Here is a 21,538-nt window from a genome sequence, read left to right as displayed (position 1 = left end):
GGTCCCTGTAAACTCCGCCTCTTTAGCCGACGCACAGGGGGCTCAAATGTCCGGTTCGATCCTTTATATCCACGGCTTCAACAGCTCGCCCTTGTCGAAAAAGGCCTGTCAGTTGGTCGAGGTAATGGAGCGCCTGGGCCTGAGCGAACATTTGCGCGTCCCGGCCTTGCATCACCATCCCCGCGAAGCCATCGGCCAGCTGGAGCAGGCGATTGCCGAGCTCGGGCGGCCATTGCTGGTCGGCAGCTCACTCGGCGGCTACTATGCCACTCACCTGGCCGAGCGCCATGGCTTGAAAGCCCTGTTGATCAATCCTGCCGTCAGCCCGCATCGGATGTTCGACGGCTTTCTCGGGACGCAGAAAAACCTGTATACCGAAGAAACCTGGGAAATGACCCACGACCACGTGACGGCCCTGGCCGAACTGGAAGTGCCGGCACTCCGGGAGCCACAGCGATATCAGGTATGGTTGCAGACAGCTGACGAAACGCTGGACTATCGCCTCGCCCAGCGGTATTACCGGGCATGCGCCTTGCGTATCCAGGCCGGCGGCGACCACGGTTTCCAGGGTTTTGCCTCGCGACTGCCGGCCATGTTGAGTTTTGCCGGCATTGGCGCCGATTTGTATCAGGCCATCGATTTCAGCGCATTGTGAGCGATAGCCCCATGAATTGTTTTTTCACCGAACTTTGACGACGAGAACCCATGGCCACTCCCAGCGCTAGCTCTTATAACGCAGACGCCATCGAAGTCCTCTCGGGCCTCGACCCGGTGCGCAAACGCCCCGGCATGTACACCGACACCAGTCGGCCGAACCACCTTGCCCAGGAAGTCATCGACAACAGTGTCGACGAAGCCTTGGCCGGGCACGCCAAATCGGTGCAGGTCATCCTGCACGCCGACCATTCCCTGGAAGTCAGCGATGACGGCCGTGGCATGCCGGTGGACATTCACCCAGAAGAGGGCGTGTCGGGCGTCGAGTTGATCCTCACCAAGCTTCATGCCGGCGGCAAGTTTTCCAACAAGAACTACCAGTTCTCCGGCGGTCTGCACGGGGTGGGTATTTCGGTGGTCAACGCCTTGTCCACCGAAGTGCGGGTGCGGGTCAAGCGTGATGGCAACGAATACCAGATGACCTTCAAGGATGGCTACAAGGCCACCGAGTTGGAAATCGTTGGTACGGTCGGCAAACGCAACACCGGTACCAGCGTGTTCTTCGCGCCGGATCCGAAATACTTCGACTCCCCCAAGTTCTCCATCAGCCGCCTCAAGCACGTGCTCAAGGCCAAGGCCGTACTGTGCCCGGGGCTGCTGGTCAGCTTTGAAGACAAGGCCACCGGCGAGAAGGTCGAGTGGCATTACGAAGACGGCCTGCGTTCCTACCTGGTGGATGCGGTCAGCGAATTCGAGCGCCTGCCGGACGAGCCGTTCTGCGGCGCCTTCGCCGGTAACAAGGAAGCGGTCGACTGGGCACTGCTGTGGCTGCCGGAAGGTGGCGACGCGGTGCAGGAAAGCTACGTCAACCTGATCCCGACCGCCCAGGGCGGTACTCATGTCAACGGTTTGCGTCAGGGCCTGCTCGACGCCATGCGCGAATTCTGCGAATTCCGCAGCCTGTTGCCGCGCGGTGTGAAGCTGGCGCCGGAAGATGTCTGGGAGCGCATTGCCTTCGTGTTGTCGATGAAGATGCAGGAGCCGCAATTCTCCGGCCAGACCAAAGAGCGCCTGTCGTCCCGCGAAGCGGCGGCGTTCGTCTCCGGTGTGGTCAAGGATGCATTCAGCCTGTGGCTCAACGCCAACCCGGAAACCGGCATGTTGCTGGCGGAGCTGGCGATCAACAACGCCGGCCGTCGTCTCAAGGCGAGCAAGAAGGTCGAGCGCAAGCGCGTCACCCAGGGCCCGGCGCTACCGGGCAAACTGGCGGATTGCGCCGGACAGGACCCGATGCGCGCCGAACTGTTCCTGGTGGAAGGTGATTCCGCCGGCGGTTCTGCCAAACAAGCGCGGGACAAAGAGTTCCAGGCGATCCTGCCGTTGCGCGGCAAGATCCTCAACACCTGGGAAGTGGACGGCAGCGAAGTGCTGGCCAGCCAGGAAGTGCACAACATCGCCGTGGCCATCGGTGTCGATCCGGGCGCTACGGACATGAGCCAGCTGCGCTACGGCAAGATCTGCATCCTCGCCGACGCCGACTCCGACGGTCTGCACATCGCCACTTTGTTGTGTGCGTTGTTCGTCCAGCATTTCCGCACGCTGGTGGATGAAGGTCACGTCTACGTGGCCATGCCGCCGCTGTACCGCATCGACCTGGGCAAGGAAATCTACTACGCCCTCGACGAAGCCGAGCGCGATGGCATCCTCGATCGTCTGGTGGCCGAGAAGAAGCGCGGCAAGCCGCAGGTCACGCGATTCAAGGGGCTGGGCGAAATGAACCCGCCGCAGCTGCGCGAGACCACCATGGACCCGAACACCCGCCGCCTGGTGCAATTGACCCTGGAAGATTTCGAAGCGACGTCGGAAATCATGGACATGCTGCTGGCGAAGAAGCGCGCCGGTGACCGCAAGACCTGGCTGGAGTCCAAGGGCAACCTGGCCGAGGTGCTGGGCTGATGCGTCTGGGCTTTGCCCTGGCCTGTGGGTTGCTGCTGACGTCGATTACGGTTCGCGCCGAGCCGGTGCCAGAATTGCGCCTGTTGTCCGGGCATGTCGTCAACGGCATGCGCGGTGGCAACCTGTCCGGGCTGGCGCAATGTGGCAACGAGCTGTGGGCGGTTTCCGACCGCGACGATGACCAGATCTATCGCCTCGATACCCGTGAACCAGCCTGGGAGGCCGAAACGGTGCATATCGATGTACCGCCGGTGCCTGACAGCGGCTTGCCCTGGGGGCTGAAATCCAGTGTCTGGGGCGCTTCGTTCGTACGTGGCGGCGATCTGGACTTCGAAGGCATCACCTGCGACAGCGCTGGCAATCGTTACATCGTCAGCGAAGGCCATGCCGCTGTCTTGCAGGTGCCATCAACGGGGCCCGCTGCCTGGTTGAAAATCTCGCCGATGATGGTTCGCGAGGCGCGAGCCAGAGGCTTGCTGTTGCAATTCAATGCGCTGTTTGAAGGGTTGGCTATCAATCCGGCGGGGGACCAGATATGGCTTGCCGCCGAGCGCCAGGGCCGCGGACTGCTATTGGTCAAGCGCCAGCAGGCGACGTGGGATTGCGACGGTGGCTGCGTGTTGCTGAGCGAGGCGGGCATGGAGATGCAGCCTGAGCAGTTTCCTCGCGCCAAAGCTGTCCCGCGGGATTTTTCTGACCTGTCGCTGTTCAATGGCAAGCTGTTCACCCTGGAGCGCAACGTCTACCGGATTTGCCGCCGGGATGCTCAGACAGCCAAGGTCGAGCGCTGCTGGTCATACGCTGCCGAGTTGTTGCAGGGCGACCGTCGTTATCCGCAGAACTACGGGCTGGAAGAAGCGCTGATAGTGGATGCCGATGGCGCCTGGATCGGTGTCGACAATAATTTCGGCCCGCGCGTCGATGGCGAGGTGCGTCCAGTGGTCTGGCGCTTTGCCGCACCGGAAGGTGGCTGGAGCGCCAGGCCATGAGGCAACAAAGCCCGGGGCAGCGCATTGGTCGAGTGTTCATGGTGCTGGCCTGGTGTGCCGGGCTGTTCCTGGCCACGCGGTTTTTCGGCCAGTGGGAAGCACGACAGCAAAATCCGAATGTGGTGGTCAGTTCGGAGCAAGGCGAAGGTTTCATTGAAGTGAAGTTGGTCGGCAATGTGCAGGGGCATTTCGTCGCCAGCGGCCAGATCAACGGCCAGCCGGTGAACTTCATGCTCGACACCGGTGCGACCGATGTGTCGATCCCGGCGGACCTGGCAAAGCGATTGAAGCTCGAAGAAGGATTTGGCGTAACCGTGAGCACGGCCAATGGCCTGAGCCAGGGCTATCGCACCCGTATCGAACGCCTGCAGTTGGGCGACATCGTGTTGCACGACGTACGTGCACTGGTGGCCCCCGGTCTGCAAGGCGATCAAGTGTTGCTCGGCATGAGCGCACTGAACAAACTTGAATTTACCCAGCGCGGTGGCACCATGCTGCTGCGCCAGACAACGAACCGATGAGGCCCGCATGAGCGACTCCCTTGATCTCAGCCTGGACGGTGTAGAGCGCCGGTCACTGGCTGACTTCACCGAAAATGCCTACCTCAACTACTCCATGTACGTGATCATGGACCGTGCCTTGCCGCATATCGGCGACGGTCTGAAGCCGGTACAGCGGCGTATCGTCTACGCCATGAGCGAGCTGGGGCTGGACGCCGACTCCAAGCACAAAAAATCGGCGCGTACCGTCGGTGACGTGCTCGGTAAATTCCATCCCCACGGCGATTCGGCCTGCTACGAAGCCATGGTGCTGATGGCCCAGCCGTTCAGCTATCGCTATACGCTGGTCGACGGGCAGGGTAACTGGGGGGCGCCGGATGATCCCAAGTCCTTCGCCGCCATGCGCTACACCGAGGCGCGATTGTCGCGTTACTCCGAAGTGCTGCTCAGCGAGCTGGGCCAGGGCACGGCGGACTGGGGGCCGAACTTCGACGGCACGCTGGACGAGCCGCTGGTCTTGCCGGCCCGTCTGCCGAACATTCTGCTCAACGGTACCACCGGTATCGCCGTGGGCATGGCCACCGACGTTCCGCCGCACAACCTGCGCGAAGTTGCCACCGCCTGCGTGCGCTTGCTCGACGAGCCCAAGGCCACGGTCGAACAGCTCTGTGAACACATTCAGGGTCCGGACTATCCGACCGAAGCGGAAATCATCACGCCGCGCGCCGATCTGCTGAAAATCTACGAAACCGGCCGCGGCTCGGTGCGCATGCGTGCCGTGTATCACATCGAAGACGGCGACATTATCGTCACCGCGCTGCCGCATCAGGTTTCGGGTGCCAAGGTGCTGGAACAGATCGCCGCGATGATGCAGGCCAAACCGTCCAAGGCGCCGCAAATTGCCGATCTGCGTGACGAGTCCGACCACGAAAACCCTTGCCGGATCGTGATCATTCCGGTTGCCCGGAAAAACTTCGACCACGATGCGCTGATGCAGCACTTGTTCGCCAGCACCGATCTGGAGTCGAGCTACCGGGTCAACATCAACATCATTGGCCTGGATGGCAAGCCGCAGCTGAAAAACCTGCGAGCGCTGCTGGTCGAATGGCTGGAATTCCGGGTGCAGACCGTGCGTCGTCGCCTGCAATTCCGCCTCGACAAGGTCGAGCGTCGTCTGCACCTGTTGGACGGTTTGTTGATTGCCTACCTCAACCTGGATGAAGTGATCCACATCATCCGTACCGAGGAGCATCCACGAGCCAAGCTGATTGAACGCTTCGCCCTCAGCGAAATCCAGGCCGACTACATTCTCGACACTCGTCTGCGTCAGTTGGCGCGACTGGAAGAGATGAAGCTGCGTGCCGAGCAGGATGAGCTGCTCAAGGAACAAGCCAAGCTGCAGGCCTTGCTGAGCAGCGAAGCCAAGTTGAAGAAACTGGTGCGCAGTGAGCTGATCAAGGACGCGGAAACCTACGGTGACGACCGCCGTTCGCCAATTGTCGAGCGCGCCGAGGCCAAGGCCCTGACCGAGCACGATCTGTTGCCGAACGAGAAAGTGACGGTCGTGCTGTCGGAAAAAGGCTGGATTCGCTCCGCCAAAGGCCACGAGATCGATGCCACCGGCCTTTCCTACAAGGCAGGGGACGGTTTCAAGGCCTTGGCAGCCGGGCGCTCCAACCAGTTTGCCGTGTTTATCGACTCCACCGGCCGCAGTTATTCGGTGGCAGCCCATACCCTGCCGTCGGCCCGTGGCCAGGGCGAGCCGCTGACCGGTCGCCTGACGCCGCCGCCAGGGGCGAGTTTCGAATGCGTGATGATGCCCGAAGACGATGCGCTGTATGTGATCGCCTCCGACGCCGGCTACGGTTTCGTGGTCAAGGGTGAAGACCTGCAGGCCAAGAACAAGGCGGGCAAGGCGCTGCTGAGTCTGCCGAACAACGCCAAGGTCATGCTGCCGCGCCCCGTGGCCGATCGTGAGCAGAACTGGCTGGCGTCGGTGACGACCGAAGGTCGCCTGCTGATATTCAAGATCGCCGACCTGCCACAATTAGGTAAGGGCAAAGGCAACAAGATCATCGGGATTCCCGGTGAACGAGTGGCCAGTCGCGAAGAGTATGTGACGGACATCGCCGTATTGCCGGACGGTGCAACACTGGTGTTGCAGGCCGGGAAACGTACATTGTCACTGAAAGCGGACGACCTCGAACACTACAAGGGTGAGCGCGGTCGTCGTGGCAACAAATTGCCGCGTGGCTTCCAGAGGGTAGATGCACTGCTCGTCGAAAACCTCAATTAGGCGACCTGGGGGCGTTCTTGACTGGTTTCACCCGCGCGTGGAAGTTGATCGAGAGCGCCCCTGGAGGCGTCAATCTGCGATTTAACCCGTAGTTCGGCGCTTTGCGCTGGAGTCGGAACGCATATTCACGGATGATATGGCCTTTCCAGCGCCGGCAGTGCCGCGCGTTCTTCATATTTATTGAGTATTTTCACTGTGATCAGCCTTTTAACGATCACCTGGATGGGACGATGACTGCTCTGCGCCTTCCTTTTATTCTCATGCTCGTCGGCGTTCTTGGCCTGGCGGGTTGCAGCGTTCACCAGCCGGTGTCGTTGTATCAGCTTGACGCTGGAAGTCCGGTTGAGCCTGCACAGAGCGCGGGCATGGCGGTATTGCTGGGGCCGGTCACCGTGGCCGACTACCTGCAACGCGAAACCCTGTTGCAGCGTCAGCCGGACGGCAGCTTGCAAGCCTCGACCGACGGTCGTTGGGCCGGCAGCCTTTCGTCGGATATCGATCAACTGTTGCTGCGTCAGGTCGCAGGTCACCTGGACAGCCAGCGCGTAGTCTTGGCCCCGGCGACAGTGGGTTTCACCCCGGATGTTCAGGTGCTGCTGACCATCACGCGCCTGGATTCGGGGGAAAAGCAACCGGCTATCCTCGACGCGCAATGGCGTTTGATCGACCGTCGCGGGCAGGTTCGCGACAACCGCATCGTCCATCTGCAGGAACAGCATGCCGGTAGTACGGCTGCTCAGGTCCAGGCTCAGGGTGTGTTGCTGCAACGCCTGGCCGAGCAACTGTCGGTGGCGATCAAGCCGCTGGCCAATCAGCAGCCGATCGCCGAAGTCCCGCGCAAGCCGGCAGCCAAGGCGGCAGCCCCTGCGGTAGAACAGGAAAAGCAGCCGAAGATCCCGATGGCCGCACCTGTTCGTACGGATATGGAAGTGTTCCGCTTCTAAGCCTGGAATGATTCAAGGCAAAGCCCGCATTGATGCGGGCTTTGTTGTTTCTGCGGGCTGGAGATATCTGGCGCCTGGACTGGCCTCTTCGCGAGCAGGCTCGCTCCCACAGTGTTCGTGTCGTACACAAATTATATGAACGCCCCAGAGCCCGTGGGAGCGAGCCTGCTCGCGAAGAGGGCAGAGCAGACAACAAAAAAGCCCGCAGACGATCACTCATCTGCGGGCTTCTTCACATCGAGGTCAAGGCTTACGCCCGGCGCTCATGCATCCGCGCCAGTTGCCGCTCCAGCATCGATGGATACGGCTCCATCAACCGTTCCACGCAGCAAGCACCCTCAGGGCTGGCGATAGGGCGGATCCGCGCGCGCTGGCGAATCAACGTGTCGTCACTGATCTTGCGCTCTACCAGCAGCAGATTGCGGCTGTGTTGCGACAAGGCCAGTGCGTCCTGGGCGGAGTCGGTCAGCAGCAGGTCGATCTGGCTCAGGCCGAACAGTTCGTCGCCGAGGGTCAGGCCCAGTTGCAGTTGCAGGGTGATGCCGCTGTCCGCGACTTCAATCTGCAACTGGTGCCCCAGGGCCCGCAGCAATTCGCCACAGCAAATGGCATTGGTCAGGTAATCGTCGCCGCAGTCTTCGGTGTGGAACAGCATCAACGTGCTGCCATCGTTCAAGGTCTCCACTTCGCCTTGATACAGCGACGCGGCCTGGTCGAGGCAGTCGCCATAGCGTTCGAGCAGTTCTTCCAGGCGTGCCCGTGGCAGGCGTCGCAGCTGTTCCTGGGAACCCAGTTGCACCGCCAGCACCGCGCTGTGTTGTGGCACGCTTGGCGTGGCCTTGCGGATTACCGGTTGCGGCGTGCTGTCCAGCGACTCGTCGCGCAGGTCGGAGAACGGGTCTTCGTCATCGTCGTCTTCGACGGTGCTGACGATCTGCCGAGGCGCTGGCTTGAGCGCCGCTACCGGGCGGCTCTCGTCGAAACTCGGGTCGCGCAGGTTACGGACTTCGAAGGCCGGTTCGGCCTCGTCATCGACGTCGTCGAGTTCCGGTTCCGGTTCAGGCATCGGCGCTGGTTCCGGGGCGAAGTTGGCGTGCAGTTGCCGCGCCAGGTCGCCGATTTCATCCTGGCGGTCCGTCGCCGGGGTGTATTCGTCGATATTGCGCAGCCACATCCGCAATTGCAGCAGCGGCGTGGAGAGATAGCGCCCCGTGCGCAGGCTCAAGGCCAGGGACAACGCCAGCAGGATGGCGCTCAGGATGCCCATGCTTTGCAGGCTGATGGTCATCGGCAGTTGAAACTGATCCATGTCCAGGCTGATGCGCAATTGCCCGGCAGTCACGTCCTGGAAGGTGATCTTGCTCTGGTACATGCCCTCGGCTTCGCCCAACAGGCCATGCTTGGGACGCTGGCCCGATTCGGCGAGGATGCGGTTGTCCGGGCTGTAGATGGCGGCGTGGGCCACCAGCTTGTTCTTGGTCAGGTTGTTGAGCAGCACATTGAGGCTGAGGATGTCGTTGGACACCAACAGCTCGGTGGCCGAGGTGGCCGTCTGCGTGGTCAGGCTTTCGCCCAGCGCATCCGCCTGCTCGTGCATGGCCTGCTTGAACTGCAAGCCCATCACGCCGGCATAGATGACCAGGGCCAGGGCGACCAGGATCACGTTATGGCTGGCAATGCGCAATGCAATCGGTACACGGCGGTGGCGCAGTGCCCGGAAGATCAGCAGGAAGAAGTTATCGGTTTTTACTGGCGTGGGCCGGTTCACTTGAGCTCGGCTCTTTTGTCCGTGAAGTTGACGCGCAGTATAGCGACAGGCCCTAGGCCGTCAAAGCGCTCACGGTGCCCGATGGTCACTGAAAGTGGGTAGAATGCGGTTTTTTTCCACTTGCGGGGGTGCGCCTTGCGCGAAATCGTCCTGATAAACATCACGGGATCCGATCGTCCGGGTCTGACTGCGGCCATTACCGGCGTTCTGGCCCAAGGTGGTGTGAACATTCTCGACATCGGTCAGGCGGTGATCCACGACACCTTGTCGTTCGGCATCCTGGTTGAAATTCCCGACACCGAGCAAGGCAAGTCCGTGCTCAAGGACATCCTGTTCAAGGGCTATGAACTCGATCAACAAGTGCGTTTCACGCCGGTATCCGAAGTGGATTACCAGCAGTGGGTCGGCAACCAGGGCAAAAAACGCCACATCGTGACCCTGTTGACCCGCAAGGTGACAGCCGGGCAGTTGCAGGCCGTGAGCTCGATCACCGCCAAATATGGCCTGAACATCGACCACATCGATCGTCTGTCCGGGCGCATGCCGCTGGACACGCCGGCCGACAAGGGCAAGGGTTGCATCGAGTTTTCCGTGCGTGGCGAGGCGGCTGATCCGCAGGCGCTGCGGGCCGAATTCCTCAGCGTCGCCCAGGAACTGAACGTCGACATCGCCTTCCAGGAAGATTCGCTGTTCCGTCGCAACCGTCGTCTGGCGGTATTCGACATGGATTCGACGCTGATCGAGGCCGAAGTGATCGACGAACTGGCCAAGGCGGCTGGCGTGGGTGACAAGGTCTCGGAAATCACCGAGCGGGCGATGGCCGGTGAGCTGGACTTCCGCGCCAGTTTCAAAGAGCGTTTGGCCTTGCTCAAAGGCCTGGACGTCAAGGTGCTGGACTCCATCGGCGCCTCGCTGCGCTTGACCGAAGGTGCCGAAACCCTGTTCGCCGAACTCAAGCGCCTGGGCTACAAGACCGCGATTCTGTCGGGTGGCTTCACCTACTTTGCCAAGCAATTGCAGGCCAAGCTGGGGATCGACTATGTGTTTGCCAACGAACTGGAAGTGGTCGACGGCAAAGTCACCGGCGTGGCGGTCGAGCCGATTGTCGATGCGCAGCGCAAGGCGGATTTGCTCAAAGAGCTGGCGCACAAGGAAGGTTTGCGCCTGGAGCAGACCATTGCTGTCGGCGATGGTGCCAATGACTTGCCGATGCTGGCGATTGCCGGGCTGGGCGTGGCGTTCCGCGCCAAGCCGCTGGTGAAACAGTCGGCCAAGCAGGCGATTTCCACCCTGGGGCTGGATGGCGTGCTGTATCTGCTGGGCTTCCGCGATCGCGACGGCCAACTGTAACACCGCAAAACTACTGTAGGAGCGAGCCTGCTCGCGATGGTCGTCAACGAAGACGCGGGCGTTCTGAATGCCCGCGTCGCACTATGGTTCATCGCGACCAGGCCGCAAGCGGGCACCCGCTCCTACAGGTGTGTGTCGATCAGGCTTTTGGCGAGCCCATGCCCTGACCCATCTGCACCGCCGCACCGGCGGTCATTTCTTCAGCCCACTTCACCTGATCCGGCCCGAACAGCACGACAGCGGTCGAACCCAGCTTGAAGCGACCCAGTTCCGCACCTTTTTCCAGGTGGATCGGCGCGCGGGCGGCTTCGTCGTAACGGAAGGTTTTCAACTCGCGCTTCGGCGGAGTCACCAGACCGGCCCAGACGGTTTCAATCGAGGCCACGATCATCGCGCCCACCAGCACAACGGCCATCGGCCCGCGCTCGGTGTCGAAAATGCACGCTACGCGCTCGTTGCGGGCGAACAGTTCCGGAACGTTTTCAGCGGTGGTCTGGTTGACCGAGAACAGGCGACCCGGGATGTAGACCATTTCGCGCAGGGTGCCGGCCAGCGGCATGTGCACGCGGTGGTAGTCCTTCGGCGACAGGTAGATGGTCGCGAAGTCGCCACCCATGAACGGCGCAGCGTTTGCCGCATCGCCGCCCAACAGCTCCAGCACGCTGAAACTGTGGCCCTTGGCCTGGAACACGCGGCCGTGCTCGATCGGGCCGAGCTGGCTGATCGCGCCGTCGGCCGGGCTGAGGATCGCGCCCGGGGTTTCGTCCAGCGGACGGGCACCGTCTTTCAGCGCGCGGGTGAAGAACGCGTTGAAGTGCTCGTAGGCGGTCAGGTCTTCGACCAGCGCCTGGGACATGTCTACCTGATAACGCTTGGCGAACCAGGCGGTAAAGGCATTCTTGAACCAGCGCACGCGGCATTCGGCGATGCAGCCGGCCAGTCGCGAGAGCAAATTGTGGGGCAGCAGGTACTGGCTGAGGATAAACAGACGCTTGTTCATTAACTGTCCTTAAAAACCTTGGATCTCTACGGGCGTGTCGGGATGGTTGCCCCATTCGCCCCAGGAGCCGGCGTAGCCTTTGACCCGCGGATAACCGAGAGACTTGGCCACCAGATAGGTGAAGCCAGAACGATGGTGGGTCTGGCAGTGGGTAATCACTTCTTTGTCTTTGCTGATCCCGAGTTGTTCGAGGATCTGCGGCATGTCGGTGCGGATGCGCAGCTGGCGTGCCTGGTCCATGCCGGCGGTCCATTCGAAATTGATCGCACCGGGGATGTGTCCGCCTTTTGCCGCGAGGACTTTCTCGCCGGAGTACTCCAACGGCCCGCGTGCATCCCAGATCGCCAGGTCGGCGGCGCCGAGACGGCTTTGCAGGTATTCGCGGGTGGCGGTGGGTTCATCATGCAAGGTCAATGAAACCGGGCCACCCGCCGATGGCGGGATCTGGATCGACATGGGCAAGCCTTCTGCCAGCCAGGCCGGCAGGCCGCCGTCTATATAGTGGTACTTGCTGTGGCCGATGACATCCAGCAGCCAGATGAAGCGTCCGGCCCAACCCCCGCCTTCGTCGTCATAGACCACGTAGACCGCATCGGGATTGTGTCCCAGCTCGCCAAACAGCGTTTCGAGTGCTGCCTGCGGGGGCATCAGTCCCGGGGCGGGAGGCTGGCCGAGTTGCGTGCGTTTCGGATCGACGAAGCGCGCGCCTGGGATGTGTCCTTCGGCGTAGCGGGCGGCACTGGTCAGGTCCACCAGAATCAGTTCGCGGGCTTCGAGGCGAGGGAGCAAGTCGCTCGGCTCGATCACCAGCGGCAAGCCAGAGAAGTCAGACATGTGAGGTCTCCAGAGCACAAAAGGGAGGATTGTAGCGCAGCTTATTGGCCGCGGTGGCTAAAGCTGTGCAGGGCTTTTTCGATGCACTGCGCGGTTTTGCCGAAAGCCTGTACCGAAATTTCCGAAAACGGCCCGCCGCCCTGATCCGCCAGGACGATCATGATCACTCGGCCATTGTTGACCAGCGAACGCAGCAACAGATGTTCACCGCTGAACTGCGATCGCAGGCTGTTGGGCAGCAGGGCCGAGAATTGCGCGTTGTTGGCCGGTGTCAGGCGGACCTGGGCCTGTTGCGCGAGCAGGCGTTGCAATACGTTGCTCTGGCTGACCACGAAGTTCAATCCGGCCGCTTCCTTCGGCAGGCCGGCCGTTTGGTGCACACGCAGGTTGGCGTGGGTGCGGTCGGCCATCAGGATCATCACCCGGCGCATGCCGCAAGCCACGAGGGCGTCCCGGGCGGCGATGGTCAAGTGCATGGCATTGGTGAAACGGCTCGGCTCGACCAGCAACTCGCTGCATTGCTTGCGCCATTTCGCCAGGTCTTCGGCAGTCGGTGCCGCGGCTGGCAGCAGTCCGGCGTGGATACGATTCATGCCCCACGGCCAGATCAGCGATTCGGCGGGGTGCCAGAGGTCCGGCAAGGCGTGATGGCGCGCGCTGTTGGCGGCTTGCTGGTGCAGTTGTTGTTGCACTTCGTCCATCGGCATTTGCAGGTAAAGGCTGGTCAGGTACTGCCAGCGTTCACTGTGCGGGCTGTCCCAGGCGTGTTGTGCCGACAGCGCCAGACCGTTGGCCAGCAGCACCGTATTGGCCGGTTGGTTGAGCCAGCGGCGCAGGGTCGGATCGTCATCGAGGCGGTTCTGCTGGCGCAACGGATGCTCGCTGTCACGGGCGATGCGCAGCACTTTCACCAGCTCCCGCTGCTCGTTGAGCAGCAGGCGATAACCCTGCTGCACCCAGATCGGCAAGCGCCAGACCTCCACCAGCGCCTGGCCGATGTCCAGCAAACGTACGCCAAACAATTGCTTTTCGACTTTGCGTGCCGACTCACCTTTATGGATGACCCGCAGCTCCCATTCTTCGAGCAATTTTGGATGGGTCAGCGCCAAAGGCCACAAGGGCGAAAGAAACAGCAGGCTGCCCCAATGGATGTCCTGCCACAGGCGCGCCAGGCGACTGGCAAAAAAACCGTTGGCCTGTTGCATGGCGTGCTGGCTGATCATCTGCAACTGACGCAAGGCTGTGGGGATTTCGGACCGGGGTTTGGCGGGCAGGCGCGCGAGCAGCTCTTCGGTGCGCTTCAGACCGAGGCGATTGATCGCAATCTCGAGGTTTTCCGCGGGCTCTGTCATGCCGCCATGGGTGTGTCGGTTGGCTTCGCGAATCACGCTCAAGGCCAGGGCGGGGCTGCCTTGCATGAGGTCGGCGATATCGCGCAGCGAGCTGCGATTGTCGCGGATGGCCTTGCAGACACGGTCGTGGCTGGCTTGTGGAACAGGAAGGCGTACGCCATCGAGCAGCTTGACCCAGCCTTCGAGTGTCGTCGGTTTTGGTGTTGGAACGTTCGTTTCGTTAACCATGGTGGGAGGCGATCATTATCAACATTACCTGTGCCCGGATTGGGTCGAATTAGCTTTTCGCCTGAACTGGCTATAGTCTGGCGCAGTTTTGCCGATAAGTAGAAGAAGAGATTTTTTAACTTCCGAATATGACCTTGAACCCGACTCAGTAAGTGCTCTCCTAACCTATGGCTAAAATTATCGGCATCATCGTCGTATTCGCGAGCGTGCTCGGCGGATACGTGCTTTCTCACGGCAAGATTGCCGCCCTGATCCAACCTTTCGAGGTCATGATCATCGGCGGCGCGGCCCTCGGCGCATTCTTGCAAGCCAACCCCGGCCACATGACGATGCACGTGCTCAAGAAGTCCCTGGGCATGTTCAGTTCGCGGTTCAACCACGGTTTCTACCTTGAAGTGCTGGGTCTTATCTACGAGATCCTCAACAAGAGTCGCCGCGAGGGCATGATGGCCATCGAGGGCGACATTGAAGATGCCGCCGCGAGCCCGATCTTCGCCAAGTACCCGACGGTCCTCAAGGATGAGCGCATGACCGCGTTCATCTGCGATTACCTGCGCATCATGTCTTCCGGCAACATGGCCCCGCACGAGCTGGAAGGCCTGTTCGACATGGAGTTGCTCAGCCTCAAGGAAGAGCTGGAGCATCCGTCCCACGCCGTGAACGGCATCGCCGACGGCATGCCCGGTTTCGGTATCGTCGCGGCGGTACTGGGTATCGTGGTGACCATGGCTTCGCTGGGCGATGGCGACCAGAAGTCCATCGGCCTGCACGTGGGTGCGGCGCTGGTCGGCACCTTCTTCGGTATTCTCGCCGCCTACGGCTTCTTTGGTCCGCTGGCCCATTCCCTGGCCCACGATGCCAAGGAAGAGCTGAACGTCTACGAAGCCATCAAGGCCTCACTGGTGGCTTCGGCTTCCGGCATGCCGCCGTCGCTGGCCGTGGAGTTCGGGCGCAAGGTGCTGTACCCGGCGCACCGTCCAAGCTTCGCCGAGCTGGAACAAGCGGTTCGCGGGCGTTAAGTCATGGAGAATAACCAGCCGATAATCATCAAGCGCGTCAAGCGCTACGGCGGCGGGCATCACGGCGGCGCGTGGAAAATCGCCTTCGCCGACTTCGCCACGGCGATGATGGCGTTCTTCCTGGTGTTGTGGCTGCTGTCCACCGCCACGCCGGAGCAGAAGATCGCCATTGCCGGTTACTTCAAGGACCCGATCGGCTTTTCCGAAAGCGGCACGCCATACATCATCGATCTGGGCGGTACGCCGACCATGGCGCCGGAAAACACCCTCAACCCCGAGGTCAAGTCCCAGCCACAACCGGACAAGGTGACTGTCGATACCGACCAGGTCGAAGGCATGGCCGAGCAGGTTGAAAAGGAACGCCTCGAACTGTTGCTGCAAGAACTGCAGAACAAGGTTGACGAGAACCCGCAACTGCAGAAGTTCAAGGACCAGATCCTGTTCGAAATTACCCCGGATGGCCTGCGTATCCAGATCATGGATGCGGAAAACCGCCCGATGTTCGACTCGGGTTCGGCTCGTCTGAAACCGTATTTCGAAGACATCCTGCTGGCCATGGCCGACACCATCAAGGCGGTGCCGAACAAGATCAGCATCAGCGGCCACACCGATGCCAAGCCGTACACCGGCACCGGTGATTTCGGTAACTGGGAGCTTTCGGCCAACCGTGCCAACGCCGCGCGTCGTGCGCTGGTGGCGGGCAGCTATCCGGATGCGCAGGTGGCGCGCGTGGTCGGTTATGCCTCGTCGGCCCTGTTCGATCGCGAGCATCCGTTCAATCCGGTGAACCGTCGCATCGACATCGTGGTGCTGACCAAGAAAGCACAACGTGCAATCGAAGGTTCGCAAGGTGCCGAGCCAGCTCCTGATGCGCCGCAAGGTTCAGCTGCTCCGGGAGCCGCGCCGGCTGCTGCACCGGTCGACCCGAACGCGTTGCCGGCAGACAAGGAACCGCTGCCGGCCCACGAAGTGCGCGAGCGCCTGAACCTGTTCGACGACCCGGCACCGAAACCGGGTGAACCAGCCAAGCCGGCTGAACCGCCGAAGCAGTGACAAACAAAAAAGCCGACAGTGATGTCGGCTTTTTTGTCGTTCCTACATTAAAAACCTCGGGTGATTCGGGATTTAAGCTCGGCGTGAAAGCGATCGGCATTGGATTTGTTGACGCTGCGCACCGACTCGCTACCGGTCACCGAATCCAGTGTCATCGCACGCTTGAGCATCGTTTCGTTGCGATAGGCATCGATGAAAAACTCGATGTCCCGTTCGCTGGTCAGCTTCGGCCACTTGTCGAGGTACAGCGGCAGTTCTGCCGGGCCAGTCTTGAACGAACAGATGCGCCGGTTGGTGATGGTCGCTTCACCGATTTCGAATGGCACCCACCAGGACAGCGCAGTTCTCTCCGACACCACCGCCAGCAGGTGCGTGCATTCGCTGATGTTGCGGGTGATCACGGCGGTGATGTCGTCCGTGGTCTGGGATTCGGCATCCAGCACGTCGAGGTAAGTCTTGATGCTGGCCTGCATCAGGCGCGCGTTGATTTTGACCGCGAGGGCGCGGTCCATGTGGCGGTAGCTGATAAACACTGGCATCAGAAATGTCCCTTGATCGCGAGTTCACGGTAATAGGCGCCGAGGGCAGTGAGGCGGCAGCCGGTGGAGTGGATGGCGGCGTAGTACATGTGTTCGGCGTCCACCGGTTCGACCAGGCTGTGGCGGTTGCACTTTTGCAATTGGGCGAAGACCTCGCCTTGTTCCGGGTTGAACTCGGGTTCGGTGGGCTCAAAGCTGGGTGCAAGGGGGTAGACCGACTCCGCTTCGGCGAACCAGTCGGGGAGTTTGCGCAGGATCTCCTTGGGGATCAGTGGCGAAACTTCGCGCAGGGAGATGAACTGCGACACGTTGGTCTTGAACACCGGGCGTTGTTCCCAGGCGTCGAGGGCGTTGTCGACAAATGAATAGAGGCTGCCGGGGGTGATCTTGCCCAGGATGTTCGCCGCGCCGCCGTGCAGGGCCTGGAGCAGCAGTCCGGTGAAAACACCGTGCTGCCCCCCCTCCATCGCGGGCTCTTCCTTTTTGCAGGCGGTCAGAATGGTCATGCCTTCGCCGACCACGCTGCCTTCACTGCGCAAGGCGCGCAGTTCGCCGGCCGAGCCGCTCTGGCAGCAGTCGAGAATGATCACTTTGTTTTTGATCTTCGTGGCTTTGCTCGCCCAGTTGAGAATGTCGCTGAGGCGAATCCCGTCCTTGGCGCTCTTGTAGTCCTGCGGGATCAGCATGCCTTCGTCGGTATCGGTATCGAAGCTGCCGTGGCCGGCGAAGTACAGCAGCGCGACATTACAGTCCCCGGAAAACAGCTCGCGGATCTGGTCTTCGAGCTTCTCCCGGCTCAGGTAGTCCTCGGCGGAGGTCAGGACGATGTTCTTGAAGTTCGGATCGCCGTTGGCATCGGTCTTCAGCACCGAAGCCATGGCCATGGCGTCATTGCTGCAACCGCTCAATTGCGAAACATGGGTGTAGTCGTTGATGCCGATAAACAGTCCCTTGCGCATGGTTACACCGCCGTATGCTGGCGAATCGCATTGACGATGCTGTTGGTGTTCCACGCACATTCGGCGTGTGCCGCTTCGCGTACCACCGTGGAAATGCGCTCGGCGCCGAACGGCTTGATTGCAATGATCACCTTGCCCATGCGCTTGGCGATCTCGATCTCCTTGTTGATCCATTTGCTGTAGGTGGAGTACATCCCGGCCATGATCAATACCGCCGAACAGGGGCGGATCTTGTTTTCGATGGCCTCCTCAAGTTGTTTGTCGGTTTTCGCGCCGACAATCGGGTTGTCCGGTGGCACTGAAAAATTCTTGTAGGTGAAACCGGGCTTGGCGTTGAGCAGGCGCACGAGATTGTCGTGGGCGTCGGAGTAGTTCCACGAGTGGCTGATGAACAGATGGTAGGTTTGCATGGGTATCCCTCGGTGTCGCTGGAGTGCGAAGAGGGTCTGAAACTAGGCTATTGGCTGGCGGCTACAAGGGGAGGCGATTTAAAGAGAAATGCCCTACAAGAGTCCCTGCTGGTGTCTTACGGAAAGGTCTGATGTTTAAGTGGTGGATGATCCAGCCGCTGGCCAGCCCCGCTGGAGGCAGGGCGGCCGGCGTGCATGTTTAGTAGCCGTTTTCCGGCAGGCTGGCGATGATCGAGCGATAGCTGTTCATCCGTTGCTGCTGCACGCGGCCGTCCTCCAGGGCCTTGAGCAAGGCGCAACCGGGTTCACGGTCATGCTTGCAGTCGCGGAAGCGGCAGGTGCCAAGCAGGTCGTTGAACTCGATGAAGCCGGCTTCGACGTCGGCTCGGCTGACGTGGCCCAGGCCGAATTCGCGGATACCCGGGGAGTCGATCAACTCGCCGCCGCCGGGAAAGTGGAACAGTCGCGCGGTGGTGGTGGTATGGGTGCCCTGGCCGGACAGCTCGGACAGCGGACCGACGCGGGTTTCGACATCCGGCAGCAGGCTGTTGACCAGCGACGACTTGCCGACACCGGACTGGCCGACGAACACGCTGATGCGCCCGTCCAGTTGCGCCTGCAATTGTTCCATGCCGTTGCCGTGGTGGGCCGACACTTCCAGCACCGGATAGCCGAGGGTGCGATACACCGCGAGCAAGGCATTGAGCGCCGGGGCGTTGTGTTCGTCGATCAGGTCGAACTTGTTCAGCAGCAACAGCGGCTTGATGCCCGCATGTTCGGCCGCCACCAGATAGCGGTCGATCAGATTGGCGTGGGGCTCGGGCAGCGGAGCAAACACGATGACGATCATGTCGACGTTGGCCGCCACGGGCTTGAGCTGGCCGCGGGTGTCCGGGCGGCACAGCTCGGTGTTGCGCGGCAGTTGCGCCACGATCACGCCAATACCCTGGTTGCCGGCACGCCAGACCACCTGATCGCCGGTCACCAGCGCTGGCAGGTTGGCGCGCAGGTGGCAACGGAACACCTGGCCGGCCAGTTCGCCGTCACGGGCCTCGACCTCGACCTGCACACCGAAGTGCGCGATCACCAGGCCATGCTGTTCCGGGCCCAGGTCGCCGCCCTCAAGTGCCTCGACAGCCGAGGACTCGCGTTTGGCGGCGCGGGCAGCGCGTTCGCCCTGAATCTTTTCGATGCGCCAGTTCTGGCGGCGATTGAGTTGGCGTTTGGCCATGGGTGTTCCGTATAAAGAATGCAGCGATTAGGTAAAACGGCCGCGAGTTTAGCACGCCCGGCCACCGGCCTAGGCTAAACTGCGCAGCATTGCCTAGGAGCCGACACATGCAAAACGCGCAGAACCTGATCTGGATCGACCTGGAAATGACCGGTCTGAACCCGGACACCGACGTCATCATCGAAATGGCCACCATCGTCACCGACAGTGAGCTCAATACCCTGGCCGAAGGCCCGGTAATCGCCATTCACCACAGCGATGAAGTCCTCGCTACCATGGATGAGTGGAACACCCGTACTCACGGCAACTCGGGCCTGACCCAACGTGTGCGCGACAGCCGTATCAGCATGGCCGAAGCCGAAGCCGAAACCATCGCTTTCCTGGAGAAGTGGGTGCCGAAGGGCAAGTCGCCGATCTGTGGCAACAGCATCTGCCAGGACCGTCGCTTCCTTTATACCCACATGAAATCCTTGGAAAGCTATTTCCATTACCGCAATCTCGACGTGTCGACGCTCAAGGAGCTGGCCGCGCGCTGGGCGCCGGACGTGCGCGACAGCTTCAAGAAGGGCAGCACCCACCTGGCCCTGGATGACATTCGCGAATCCATCGCCGAGTTGCAGCACTACCGCAAACATTTCATCAAGGTCTGACTTTGTGGCGGTTGGGCCGACGCCGCGAAAGATTCAGCGCGGCGTAACCGAAAGCGCTCTTTTGGTGCTTCGGCGAAGTCAGTAGACTGCGCGCCTTTTTGCAAGGACCGCCACCATGTTGTTGATGCTTTACCTGATCGCCATCACCGCCGAAGCCATGACCGGTGCCTTGTCTGCCGGTCGTCGAGGGATGGACTGGTTTGGCGTGGTGCTGATTGCGTGCGTCACGGCGCTGGGTGGCGGGTCGGTGCGCGATGTGTTGCTCGGGCACTACCCGCTGACTTGGGTCAAGCACCCGGAATACCTGGTGCTGACCACGGTTGCTGCGATGATCACCGTGTTCACCGCGCGCTGGATGCGACATCTGCGTTCGCTGTTTCTGGTGCTCGATGCCATGGGTCTGGTGGCGTTTACGCTGATTGGTTGCATTATTGCCCTGGAAATGGGGCACGGCATGTTGGTGGCGTCGGTCAGCGGTGTGATCACCGGTGTATTCGGTGGAATCTTGCGGGACATCTTCTGCAACGACATTCCGCTGGTTTTCCGTCGCGAACTTTACGCCAGCGTGTCTTTCGTCTCGGCATGGTGTTACATGCTCTGCATCTATCTGCAATTACCCAATGAACAATCGATTCTGATCACCTTGTTCGGCGGTTTTCTGTTGCGATTGCTGGCGATCCGTTTTCATTGGGAAATGCCCAAGTTCGTCTACAACGACGAAGCCTGACGCTCGGCATGTTGTCGCAACGCCCACTCGACATGTTCACGTACCAGTTCTGAAGGGTGCTCCCGGCGCGCCTTCAGCGCCTCCAGCACTGGAATCGTTGAAGGTGCATTCCCCAACCCTACCGCCAGGTTGCGCAACCAGTTTTCGTAACCGGTCCGGCGCAGCGGCGAGCCTTCGGTACTGCTGAGAAACTTCTCTTCATCCCACATGAACAGTTCCGCCAGCCCGGCATTGTCCAGATTGTGACGAGGTTTGAAGTCGTTTTCACCGGAAGGCCGGGCGAAGCGGTTCCATGGGCAGACAATCTGGCAATCATCGCAACCGAACACCCGATTGCCGATCAGCGGCCGCAGGTCTTCAGGGATCGCGCCCTTGAGTTCGATGGTCAGGTAGGAAATGCAGCGCCGGGCGTCCAGCACATAGGGGCCAATGAAGGCATTGGTCGGGCAGATGTCGAGGCACGCGCTGCATCGCCCGCAATGCTCGGTGGCGTGGGGCGGATCCACCGGCAGCGGCAAATCAACGAACAGTTCGGCGAGGAAGAAATAGCTGCCTGCCTTGCGATTCAACACCAGGGTGTTTTTGCCGATCCAGCCCAGGCCGGCCTGTTCGGCGATGGCTTTTTCCAGCACCGGGGCACTGTCGACGAATGCGCGATAACCGAAAGGCCCGATGACCGCCTGAATCTTTTCCGCCAGTTGTTGCACGCGTTTACGGATCAACTTGTGGTAATCGCGCCCCAGGGCATAGCGCGAGACGTAGGCTTTTTCCGGCTGGGCGAGCATTTTCGCCATGTGGGTATCGCCCGCCAGGTAGTCCATGCGTAGTGAAACCACGCGTAACGTGCCGGGCACCAGCTCTTCCGGGTGCGAGCGTTTACTGCCATGGGCGCCCATGTAGTCCATTTCGCCGTGGTAGCCGGCGGCGAGCCAGCGATCCAGGTGCTGCTCATGCTCGCCCAGGTCGAGGCCGCTGATGCCGACTTGCTGAAAGCCCAGCTCGCGGCCCCAGTCCTTGATGGATTGGGCGAGAGCAGGAAGGTCTGTGGTAATAGCGGGCATGAGGCGAGAGAAACCGGA

20 protein-coding genes are annotated in these 21,538 nt (G+C 61.0%); 11 read left to right on the top strand and 9 right to left on the bottom strand.

What is annotated here, in order from left to right; genetic code table 11:
- The first annotated feature begins 46 nt into the window (after window positions 1–46).
- The 6 genes from CAG47_RS13495 (at window position 47) to CAG47_RS13470 (ending at window position 7,339) form a co-directional block, all read left to right on the top strand.
- Window positions 47–655 carry a YqiA/YcfP family alpha/beta fold hydrolase gene (locus CAG47_RS13495; protein ID WP_085725361.1) on the top strand — a complete coding sequence of 203 codons (609 nt, stop codon included), beginning with the start codon at window positions 47–49 and terminating at the stop codon, window positions 653–655.
- 50 nt (window positions 656–705) lie between these two features.
- Window positions 706–2,610: a DNA topoisomerase IV subunit B gene (parE, locus tag CAG47_RS13490; protein ID WP_085725360.1), complete on the top strand. Its 1,905-nt coding sequence runs from the start codon at window positions 706–708 to the stop codon at window positions 2,608–2,610.
- Entirely contained in the window at window positions 2,610–3,599 is a 990-nt protein-coding gene (locus CAG47_RS13485) for an esterase-like activity of phytase family protein (protein WP_085725359.1), read from the top strand. Before parE ends, CAG47_RS13485 begins: the two co-directional genes overlap by 1 nt.
- Window positions 3,596–4,120 carry a TIGR02281 family clan AA aspartic protease gene (locus tag CAG47_RS13480; protein ID WP_085725358.1) on the top strand — a complete coding sequence of 175 codons (525 nt, stop codon included), beginning with the start codon at window positions 3,596–3,598 and terminating at the stop codon, window positions 4,118–4,120. Before CAG47_RS13485 ends, CAG47_RS13480 begins: the two co-directional genes overlap by 4 nt.
- A 7-nt stretch (window positions 4,121–4,127) precedes the next feature.
- Window positions 4,128–6,395 carry a DNA topoisomerase IV subunit A gene (gene parC / locus CAG47_RS13475; RefSeq protein ID WP_085725357.1) on the top strand — a complete coding sequence of 756 codons (2,268 nt, stop codon included), beginning with the start codon at window positions 4,128–4,130 and terminating at the stop codon, window positions 6,393–6,395.
- 230 nt (window positions 6,396–6,625) lie between these two features.
- Window positions 6,626–7,339, top strand: coding sequence for a membrane integrity-associated transporter subunit PqiC (locus tag CAG47_RS13470; protein ID WP_085725356.1), 714 nt, complete (start codon window positions 6,626–6,628; stop codon window positions 7,337–7,339).
- Window positions 7,340–7,589: 250 nt separating this feature from the next.
- Here CAG47_RS13470 and CAG47_RS13465 read toward each other — a convergent pair whose 3' ends face one another.
- Window positions 7,590–9,107 carry an AhpA/YtjB family protein gene (locus CAG47_RS13465; protein WP_085725355.1) on the bottom strand — a complete coding sequence of 506 codons (1,518 nt, stop codon included), beginning with the start codon at window positions 9,105–9,107 and terminating at the stop codon, window positions 7,590–7,592.
- 135 nt (window positions 9,108–9,242) lie between these two features.
- Between CAG47_RS13465 and serB the strand changes: the two genes are divergently transcribed.
- Entirely contained in the window at window positions 9,243–10,457 is a 1,215-nt protein-coding gene (gene serB, locus CAG47_RS13460) for a phosphoserine phosphatase SerB (protein ID WP_085725354.1), read from the top strand.
- A 139-nt stretch (window positions 10,458–10,596) separates the two neighbouring features.
- Here serB and asd read toward each other — a convergent pair whose 3' ends face one another.
- The 3 genes from asd to CAG47_RS13445 are packed head-to-tail and all read right to left on the bottom strand — an operon-like array spanning window position 10,597 to window position 13,871.
- On the bottom strand, window positions 10,597–11,457 hold the full coding sequence (gene asd, locus CAG47_RS13455) for an archaetidylserine decarboxylase (protein ID WP_085725353.1): 861 nt from the start codon (window positions 11,455–11,457) through the stop codon (window positions 10,597–10,599).
- A 9-nt stretch (window positions 11,458–11,466) separates the two neighbouring features.
- Window positions 11,467–12,291, bottom strand: coding sequence for a thiosulfate sulfurtransferase (rhdA, locus tag CAG47_RS13450; RefSeq protein ID WP_085725352.1), 825 nt, complete (start codon window positions 12,289–12,291; stop codon window positions 11,467–11,469).
- 41 nt (window positions 12,292–12,332) lie between these two features.
- On the bottom strand, window positions 12,333–13,871 hold the full coding sequence (locus CAG47_RS13445; RefSeq protein WP_085725351.1) for an HDOD domain-containing protein: 1,539 nt from the start codon (window positions 13,869–13,871) through the stop codon (window positions 12,333–12,335).
- Between the two features lie 167 nt (window positions 13,872–14,038).
- Here CAG47_RS13445 and motA point away from each other — a divergent pair, with 167 nt between their 5' ends.
- Together motA and motB are read left to right on the top strand one after the other, a co-directional pair.
- Complete coding sequence (motA, locus tag CAG47_RS13440; protein ID WP_085725350.1) at window positions 14,039–14,890, top strand: flagellar motor stator protein MotA; 852 nt, start codon at window positions 14,039–14,041, stop codon at window positions 14,888–14,890.
- Window positions 14,891–14,893: 3 nt separating this feature from the next.
- Complete coding sequence (motB, locus tag CAG47_RS13435) at window positions 14,894–15,943, top strand: flagellar motor protein MotB (protein WP_085725349.1); 1,050 nt, start codon at window positions 14,894–14,896, stop codon at window positions 15,941–15,943.
- A 47-nt stretch (window positions 15,944–15,990) separates the two neighbouring features.
- On the opposite strand, the gene CAG47_RS13430 is transcribed toward motB, so the two are convergent.
- From CAG47_RS13430 to rsgA, 4 genes are all read right to left on the bottom strand, one after another.
- Window positions 15,991–16,482, bottom strand: coding sequence for a toll/interleukin-1 receptor domain-containing protein (locus tag CAG47_RS13430; protein ID WP_085725348.1), 492 nt, complete (start codon window positions 16,480–16,482; stop codon window positions 15,991–15,993).
- Window positions 16,482–17,441 carry a caspase family protein gene (locus tag CAG47_RS13425; RefSeq protein WP_085725347.1) on the bottom strand — a complete coding sequence of 320 codons (960 nt, stop codon included), beginning with the start codon at window positions 17,439–17,441 and terminating at the stop codon, window positions 16,482–16,484. The genes CAG47_RS13430 and CAG47_RS13425 overlap by 1 nt, the downstream gene beginning before the upstream one ends.
- Before the next feature lie 2 nt (window positions 17,442–17,443).
- A complete protein-coding gene (locus CAG47_RS13420; RefSeq protein WP_085725346.1) occupies window positions 17,444–17,851 on the bottom strand; it encodes a TIR domain-containing protein in 408 nt (135 codons plus the stop codon).
- Between the two features lie 199 nt (window positions 17,852–18,050).
- Window positions 18,051–19,082 (bottom strand): small ribosomal subunit biogenesis GTPase RsgA, encoded by a 1,032-nt coding sequence (rsgA, locus tag CAG47_RS13415; protein ID WP_085725345.1) that lies wholly within the window; start codon window positions 19,080–19,082, stop codon window positions 18,051–18,053.
- Window positions 19,083–19,189: 107 nt separating this feature from the next.
- On the opposite strand from rsgA, the gene orn reads away from it, so the two are divergent.
- Window positions 19,190–19,732 (top strand): oligoribonuclease, encoded by a 543-nt coding sequence (gene orn / locus CAG47_RS13410; RefSeq protein ID WP_085725344.1) that lies wholly within the window; start codon window positions 19,190–19,192, stop codon window positions 19,730–19,732.
- A 115-nt stretch (window positions 19,733–19,847) separates the two neighbouring features.
- Window positions 19,848–20,459, top strand: coding sequence for a trimeric intracellular cation channel family protein (locus CAG47_RS13405; protein WP_085725343.1), 612 nt, complete (start codon window positions 19,848–19,850; stop codon window positions 20,457–20,459).
- Here CAG47_RS13405 and queG read toward each other — a convergent pair.
- On the bottom strand, window positions 20,441–21,520 hold the full coding sequence (gene queG, locus CAG47_RS13400) for a tRNA epoxyqueuosine(34) reductase QueG (RefSeq protein ID WP_085725342.1): 1,080 nt from the start codon (window positions 21,518–21,520) through the stop codon (window positions 20,441–20,443). The genes CAG47_RS13405 and queG overlap by 19 nt on opposite strands.
- Window positions 21,521–21,538: the final 18 nt, after the last annotated feature.

It is taken from the genome of Pseudomonas sp. R37(2017) (genome assembly GCF_002113375.1).
Taxonomy (GTDB): domain Bacteria; phylum Pseudomonadota; class Gammaproteobacteria; order Pseudomonadales; family Pseudomonadaceae; genus Aquipseudomonas.
The sequence above is the reverse complement of the archived record's forward strand: the minus strand, read 5'-3'. Positions and strand labels throughout refer to the sequence as shown.

Coding starts and splice junctions, on each gene's coding strand:
- CAG47_RS13425 (WP_085725347.1), bottom strand. CDS start 17,441: ATGCGCAAGGGACTGTTTATCGGCATCAACGACTACACCCATGTTTCG.
- CAG47_RS13405 (WP_085725343.1), top strand. CDS start 19,848: ATGTTGTTGATGCTTTACCTGATCGCCATCACCGCCGAAGCCATGACC.
- asd (WP_085725353.1), bottom strand. CDS start 11,457: ATGAACAAGCGTCTGTTTATCCTCAGCCAGTACCTGCTGCCCCACAAT.
- CAG47_RS13420 (WP_085725346.1), bottom strand. CDS start 17,851: ATGCAAACCTACCATCTGTTCATCAGCCACTCGTGGAACTACTCCGAC.
- CAG47_RS13480 (WP_085725358.1), top strand. CDS start 3,596: ATGAGGCAACAAAGCCCGGGGCAGCGCATTGGTCGAGTGTTCATGGTG.
- rsgA (WP_085725345.1), bottom strand. CDS start 19,082: ATGGCCAAACGCCAACTCAATCGCCGCCAGAACTGGCGCATCGAAAAG.
- motA (WP_085725350.1), top strand. CDS start 14,039: ATGGCTAAAATTATCGGCATCATCGTCGTATTCGCGAGCGTGCTCGGC.
- queG (WP_085725342.1), bottom strand. CDS start 21,520: ATGCCCGCTATTACCACAGACCTTCCTGCTCTCGCCCAATCCATCAAG.
- motB (WP_085725349.1), top strand. CDS start 14,894: ATGGAGAATAACCAGCCGATAATCATCAAGCGCGTCAAGCGCTACGGC.
- parE (WP_085725360.1), top strand. CDS start 706: ATGGCCACTCCCAGCGCTAGCTCTTATAACGCAGACGCCATCGAAGTC.
- CAG47_RS13495 (WP_085725361.1), top strand. CDS start 47: ATGTCCGGTTCGATCCTTTATATCCACGGCTTCAACAGCTCGCCCTTG.
- parC (WP_085725357.1), top strand. CDS start 4,128: ATGAGCGACTCCCTTGATCTCAGCCTGGACGGTGTAGAGCGCCGGTCA.
- CAG47_RS13430 (WP_085725348.1), bottom strand. CDS start 16,482: ATGCCAGTGTTTATCAGCTACCGCCACATGGACCGCGCCCTCGCGGTC.
- CAG47_RS13470 (WP_085725356.1), top strand. CDS start 6,626: ATGACTGCTCTGCGCCTTCCTTTTATTCTCATGCTCGTCGGCGTTCTT.
- CAG47_RS13485 (WP_085725359.1), top strand. CDS start 2,610: ATGCGTCTGGGCTTTGCCCTGGCCTGTGGGTTGCTGCTGACGTCGATT.
- rhdA (WP_085725352.1), bottom strand. CDS start 12,291: ATGTCTGACTTCTCTGGCTTGCCGCTGGTGATCGAGCCGAGCGACTTG.
- orn (WP_085725344.1), top strand. CDS start 19,190: ATGCAAAACGCGCAGAACCTGATCTGGATCGACCTGGAAATGACCGGT.
- CAG47_RS13445 (WP_085725351.1), bottom strand. CDS start 13,871: ATGGTTAACGAAACGAACGTTCCAACACCAAAACCGACGACACTCGAA.